The sequence below is a fragment of the Falsiroseomonas oryzae genome (assembly GCF_027856955.1).
Taxonomy (GTDB): Bacteria; Pseudomonadota; Alphaproteobacteria; order Acetobacterales; family Acetobacteraceae; genus Falsiroseomonas; species Falsiroseomonas oryzae.
The window spans coordinates 1-5,441 of record NZ_JAPSMD010000364.1 but is presented as its reverse complement, the minus strand read 5'-3'; the positions used below and the strand labels follow the sequence as shown (position 1 = coordinate 5,441).

Sequence of the window (5,441 nt, the reverse complement as noted above, 5' to 3'; positions counted from 1 at the left end):
CGCCGCCACCGGCGCGCCCGCGCCCGCGCGCCGTGCGCGGGTGCCGCGCGCGTCGCGCAGCAGCGCCTCCATCCGCGCCCAGGTCCGGTCCCAGGAATTCGCGGCAAGCCGCGTATCCACCCGTGCGAGCCAGGTCGCCTTCGGGCGCGTCAGCAGCATCTCCGCCTTCAGCGCCATCTCCCTCGCGTCCTGCGCGATCTCCACCAGGCCCGCCTCGCCGTAGTCGCGCACCACGTCGGTGACGGCGGTCGAGACCACCGGCAGTCCGGCCGCGAGGAACTCCGGCGTCTTGGTCGGGCTGATGAAGCGCGTGCTCTCGTTCAGCGCGAAGGGCATCACGCCGATGTCCCAATGCGCGAGGTAGGACGGCAGCTCCCGGTAGTCGCGCGCGCCCAGCCAGTGCAGGTTCGGTGCCTGCGGCAGGCTCGCCACGTCGATCTTCGCGACCGGGCCGATCATGCAGAGCGCCCAGTCCGGCCGCAGCGCGGCCAGCTCCGCCACCAGCTCCAGGTCCATCCGCTCATCGACCACGCCGAAGAAGCCGAGCCGCGGGCGCGTCACGCCGCGCAGGCTCTCGGGCTCCGGCAGGTCGCTGCGCGCCTGGCCGAAATGCCGCGCATCGATCGAGGATGGGAAGCAGTGCACCGAGGGATGCCTGCCGCGCTTCGCCTCGTACAGGCTGCGCCCGCCGGTGAAGACCAGGTCGGACCGCGCCAGCAGGCGCCGCTCCATCTCGATCATGCCGGCCGGCGCGCCGCGGAAGGCGGAGAGCTCGTCCATGCAGTCGTACACCACGGCCTGTGCCGGGATCTGCCCGGCCAGCGCGAAGAACATCGGCGAGTAGAACCACAGCACCAGCGGTCGCGCGGCGCGCGGCTCCAGCACCGTTTCCAGCAACGCGCGCTGCGCGGCCACCGAGACCTCGTCCGACAGGCCGGGCGGCAGCACCGGGCGCAACACCAGCACGCCGCCTCGCTCGAACCGGTCAAGGCGGGGCACGGCGCCGTCCTCCACCACGGGCTCCTCGAGGAACACCACCTCGTAGGACGCGGCCGCGCGCGTCATCAGGTGCTGCGGTCGCTGGAACACGAAATCCCAGCGCAGATGCGACAGGACCAGCAGCACCGGCCGCGCGTCACGACCCGCATCTGGACAAGGCGGAGCCCCGTTCATGCCTATCTCTCCTTCGATCAGGTGGGCCGGCGAACGGGCATGGCTGCGCGCAGCCGCGCGGCGGGACGCCGCTGCCCGGGAACGCCTGGACGTCCTGGATGAGTGGAGAACGCGGAGTGCTGCACCGCGGTTCCGGGCGCCTCTCGCGGAAGCCGGCGCATCTCCGCACCGAATTGACCACGCATCGAGCCGGTTTCGGCGAACCGGCGTGGCCCAGGCCCGTTGAGCGGAAGGGCCGCGGAGGCCGTGCCCGGGGGGACGATGGGCCATGTGACACCTGGCGGGCTGCGCCGCGACGTGCCCGCAGGCCGCGCAGCGGGCGGGGCGGAGCCGGGCGTGGCGGCCTGGTGCGCCGGTGTCCTCGCGACCGCCCTCCTGCTGCTGCTGCCGCTGGCCGTCGTGGACCTGCCGCCGCTGCTCGACTACCCCAACCACCTGGCCCGCATGCTGGTCCTGGCGCGGGGCGCCGAGGATCCGGTGCTGTCGCGCTTCTGGCTGCCGAGCTGGGGCATCCTGCCGAACCTGGCCACGGACCTCGTCCTGCCGCCGCTGGCCCGGCTGATGCCGATCGCCGTCGCCGGGAAGCTGGTGCTCGGCGCCCTGCTCCTGCTGCTGCTCGCCGGCATGGTGGCCTTCCATCGCGCCGCCTTCGGCGTACGGAGCTGGTGGCCCCTGGCCGGCGCGCTGGTCGCGTACAACGCGCTCTTCCTCGCCGGCTTCATGAACTTCGTCGCCGGCCTGGGCCTCGCGCTGCTGGTCGCCGCCCTCTGGGTCAAGATGCGCGAGACGCGGCCGGCGCTCGCCGTGGCGGGGACCGCGCTCGGCATGGCGGCGTTGTTCTTCTGCCACCTGCTGGCGGTGGTCTTCGCCGCGCTGCTGGTGGCCATGCAGGAGGTCGTGGCCCTGGCCGCCACGCGGCGGCAGGGCGCGCCGCTGCTGCCTGCCATTCTGCGGCGCGCCGGCGGCCTCGCCCTGGTGCTGCTGCCGCCGGCCGCGCTCTACCTGAGCGCGCCGATCAGCGGAGCGGAGGGCCCGACCTGCTGGCTGCCGGCGTCGCACAAGGCCGTCGCGCTTCTCACGCCGGTGCTCAACTACCACGGCGCGCTGGACGTGCTGGCGGCGGGCGCGGTGCTCGGCCTGCTGGCGCTCGGGCGGTGGCGAGGCCGAGGCAGGGTCGATCCGGCCAGCCTGCTGGCCATCCTCCTGCTGCTGGCGCTCACCGCCGTCGCGCCGTTCATGGCGAAGGGCGGCTCGCATCTCGATTCACGCTTCCCCGTGATGATCGGCCTGCTGCTCTTCGCCGGCTTCGACCCACGCCTGCCGCGCCGCCTGGCGCGCATCGCGGCCCTCGCCGTGGCGGGGCTGCTCGTGCTGCGCATGGGGGTGGTGGGGCAGGTCTGGTCCGGCCATGCCGCGGACCTCGCGCAGCTGCGCGCCAGCATCGCGGCCATCGACCCGGGCAGCCGCGTGCTGGTCGCCAGCGCGGAGCGCGAGGCGACGCCGGCCTACTGGGCCCGCTCCCCGCGCAGCCGCGTGATCACGCGCTTCAGCACAGCCTTCAACCACCTCGGAGCGCTGGTGGTGCTGGAGCGTCGCGCCTTCATCCCGCTGCTGTTCGCCGAGCCGTCGCAGCAGCCCATCCGCCTGCGCCCGCCCTACGACCGCCTGGCGGTGCCGGTCGGCCTGCCGCCGGACTACCGGCTTCTGGCGCGCGAGTCCTGGACCGCGGCGGAGCTGGCGAAGGCGCCCTACCTGCCGGGCTGGGAGCAGGGCTTCGACCATGTGCTGGTGCTGCTGGCCGATGCCGCGCCGGGACTGCCGGGCTTCCTGCCCGACAGGCTGCAGCCGGTGAACGCCACCGGCATGGCGGCCCTGTTCCGCGTGCGGCCGGAGGCGGGCGCATCCGTCGGTCCGATCGCCCTGCCGCCGCCATCGGCCGCGGGCTGCGACCTCGGCTGAAGCTCAGCCCGCGGGCGGCACCAGCACCTTGTCGCGGTAGTTGCAGTGCGCGACGGGCGGGCAACGCCAGCACTCCGGCATCCGCGCCTTGCAGACGTAGCGGCCGTGCAGGATCAGCCAGTGGTGCGCGTCGCGCAGCATCTCCGGCGGGGTCTTGCGCACCAGCGCCGCCTCCACCTCCCGCGGGGTCTTGCCGGGAGCGATCCCCGTGCGGTTGCCCAGACGGAAGATGTGCGTGTCCACCGCCATCGTGTTCTCGCCGAAGGCGACGTTCAGCACGACGTTGGCGGTCTTGCGGCCGACGCCGGGCAGCGCCTCCAGCGCGGCGCGGTCGGCGGGCACCGCGCCGCCATGCTTCTCCAGCAGCTGGCGCGCCAGCGCGGCGACGTTCCGCGCCTTGGCCTGCCACAGCCCGATGCGGCGGATATGCGGCGCGATCCCTTCCTCCCCCAGCGCGGCCATGGCGGCGGGGGTGGGGGCCGCCTGGAACAGCGTGGCGGTCGCCTTGTTCACCGCGGCGTCGGTGGTCTGGGCGGAGAGCACGACGGCGACCAGCAGGGTGAAGGGGTCGCTGTAATGCAGCTCGGTCTCCGGCGTCGGGTTCGCGGCGGCCAGGGCGCGCAGGAAGTCGCCGGCCTGCGCGGCGTTCATCGCGCGGGCCCTGCGTGGCGCCCGGGCGCTGCCGTGCTTCGGCGGGGGCGGGGTCTCAGGTGGTCGGGTTCGGGGCATGGCGTTCGCGCCCTGGTATCCCATACTCTGCCGGCATGTCAGGGGTCGGACCCATCGGGCGCGAGGGCGTCCTGTTCGAGGCCGTCAGCAGTCCGCCTGGCGGGCTCTCGGCGCGCGGCATGCGCTGGCTCTGCGGGCTGGCGCTGGCGGCGGCGGCCGTGCCGGCGCTCGTCTTCACGCTGATGGGCGCCTGGCCCGTGCTGGGCTTCCTCGGCGTCGAGGTCCTGCTGGTGCTGGGCCTGGTCGCCACCCATCGCCGCTGGAGCCGCGCCGCGTCGGAGACGGTGCTGCTGACCGAGGGACGCCTGCTGGTCCGCCGCGCCGATGGCCGCGGCGGCCAGGAGGAGGCGGAGCTCGAGCCCTACTGGGCGCGGGTCGAGCTGGAGGAGCGCGCCGGCGCGGTGCCCGTCCTGACCGCAAGCGCGCGCGGCCGCCGCGTGGAGCTGGGCCGCTTCCTCTCGGCCGAGGAGAAGCGCGAGCTGGCGGCGGCGCTGCTGGCCGCACTGCGGCGCTACCGCTCGCCGCGCTTCGACAACCCGCAGCTGCGCGAATGACCGTGCGGCCTGCCGCGGGCGGGACCGGGCGATGCGGATCCTGCTGATCGAGGACGACGCGGCGACGGCCGACTACATCGCCAAGGGCCTGCGCGAGGTGGGGCACCTGGTGCAGGTGGCGCGCAACGGGAAGGACGGCATGCTGCTCGCCGCCGGCGAGAGCTGGGACGTCATCGTCACCGACCGCATGCTGCCCGGCCCCGACGGCCTGACGATCCTGCGCGCGCTGCGCGCCTCCGGCATCGCCACGCCGGTGCTGGTGCTGACCGCACTGGCGGAGGTGGAGCGCCGTGTCGAGGGGCTGGACGCCGGCGCCGACGACTATCTCGGCAAGCCCTTCGCCTTCAGCGAGCTGCGCGCGCGCATCGCCGCCCTCGCCCGGCGGCCGCCGCCCACCACCGATCCGGTCATGCTGCAGGTCGGCGACCTGGAGATGGACCTGCTGCGCCGCACCGTGCGCCGCGCCGGCCAGCCGGTGGAGCTGATGCCGACGGAGATGCGGCTGCTGGAATTCATGATGCGCCGCCCCGGCCAGGTGTTGACCAAGACCATGCTGCTGGAAGGCGTCTGGGACCTGAACTTCGACCCGACCACCAACCTGGTCGAGGTGCATGTCAGCCGGCTGCGCCGCAAGCTGGCGCGCCCGGACTCGCCGGCGCCGATCCAGACGGTGCGCGGCGTCGGCTACCTGCTCGGCGCGCCGCGATGACGGGGGCGCGGTGACAGGCGTCGCCGCGGTCGGGCGGCTGCTGCGCAGCTTCGCGCTGCGCACCGCGCTGCTCACCGCCGCGGGCGTGCTCGGCATCTCCACCATCGGCCTCGGCCTCGGCTGGCTGCGCAGCTCCGCCGCGCTGGAACAGGCGCTCGACAGCAACATCCGGGCGGAGGCCGACCTGCTGCTGGCCGACTACCGCGTCGGCGGCCTGCCCCGCCTGGCCATGGCGGTGGAGGCGCGCACGCGCGACCGCACGCCGAGCGCGATCCTGGTGCAGCTGCGCGCACCCGATGGGCGGCCGCTGGCCGGGT

General features: G+C 74.4%; 6 protein-coding genes. 4 read left to right on the top strand and 2 right to left on the bottom strand.

Annotated elements, in window-relative coordinates; all coding sequences use genetic code 11:
• The coding region (locus OZN99_RS24430) for a glycosyltransferase family 1 protein (protein ID WP_270937852.1) at positions 1 to 1,173 on the bottom strand (1,173 nt) is incomplete at its 3' end.
• Positions 1,174 to 1,419: 246 nt separating this feature from the next.
• Between OZN99_RS24430 and OZN99_RS24425 the strand changes: the two genes are divergently transcribed.
• Positions 1,420 to 3,132: a hypothetical protein gene (locus tag OZN99_RS24425; protein WP_270937851.1), complete on the top strand. Its 1,713-nt coding sequence runs from the start codon at positions 1,420 to 1,422 to the stop codon at positions 3,130 to 3,132.
• A gap of 3 nt (positions 3,133 to 3,135) precedes the next feature.
• Here the strand turns inward: OZN99_RS24425 and nth are convergent, their stop codons facing one another.
• Positions 3,136 to 3,783 (bottom strand): endonuclease III, encoded by a 648-nt coding sequence (nth, locus tag OZN99_RS24420; RefSeq protein ID WP_270937850.1) that lies wholly within the window; start codon positions 3,781 to 3,783, stop codon positions 3,136 to 3,138.
• Between the two features lie 113 nt (positions 3,784 to 3,896).
• On the opposite strand from nth, the gene OZN99_RS24415 reads away from it, so the two are divergent.
• The 3 genes from OZN99_RS24415 to OZN99_RS24405 form a co-directional block, all read left to right on the top strand.
• A complete protein-coding gene (locus OZN99_RS24415) occupies positions 3,897 to 4,415 on the top strand; it encodes a DUF2244 domain-containing protein (RefSeq protein ID WP_270937849.1) in 519 nt (172 codons plus the stop codon).
• 31 nt (positions 4,416 to 4,446) lie between these two features.
• A complete protein-coding gene (locus tag OZN99_RS24410) occupies positions 4,447 to 5,124 on the top strand; it encodes a winged helix-turn-helix domain-containing protein (protein WP_270937848.1) in 678 nt (225 codons plus the stop codon).
• 10 nt (positions 5,125 to 5,134) lie between these two features.
• A partial coding sequence (locus OZN99_RS24405) for a hypothetical protein (protein WP_270937847.1) occupies positions 5,135 to 5,441 on the top strand: 307 nt, incomplete at its 3' end.